This window comes from Sinorhizobium sp. NG07B (assembly GCF_002532005.1).
GTDB classification, from domain to species: Bacteria; Pseudomonadota; Alphaproteobacteria; order Rhizobiales; family Rhizobiaceae; genus Sinorhizobium; species Sinorhizobium fredii_C.
On the sequence record NZ_NWTD01000054.1, the window covers coordinates 1 to 529 of the forward strand.

Below are 529 nucleotides of genomic sequence, written 5' to 3' on the forward strand. Positions count from 1 at the left end.
GTATCGAAACCTCAAATGGGGCTGTAGCTCAGCTGGGAGAGCACCTGCTTTGCAAGCAGGGGGTCAGCGGTTCGATCCCGCTCAGCTCCACCAAAGGTTTTGGTGTTGATTGCTGACGGATCTGTTTCTTGTCTTTGGGGAAAATAAGTTTGCATCGTCTCGAATGAGACTGATGCCTGTTCTGCTAAAATTGTGAAGAGAAGATATGTCTGGATACGAACTTCGGTTCGTTTGTCCTGAGGCATGATCGTTGTTGGGGTGTTCTTCGGAATGCGCTTCTGACGGTTTTGCTGGATTGGTGTTGCCTGACCGCGCATCACCGGACAGATCTCGAGAAGCTGGTCTTAAGATATGGCCTCGGAATTGCTCGGCGTAATTCCAGTGAGGACCATATCGAACACGTCGATGGCATCTGACTGGCCCGGTTGTAAAAGGTAACCGGGCTTTTGGGCTGGCGGTGCGGCACACTGAAAGGTGTCCGTATGGCCAGGTTTGGCACCCCTCCGAGCGATGAGCGCGGAGGAAAGGT

Annotated in this window: 1 tRNA gene; it reads left to right on the forward strand. The window is 52.7% G+C overall.

The annotated features are described in order from the left end of the window. Window positions 1-17: 17 nt before the first annotated feature. A tRNA-Ala gene (locus tag CO664_RS30045) sits at window positions 18-93 on the forward strand. Window positions 94-529 lie beyond the last annotated feature (436 nt).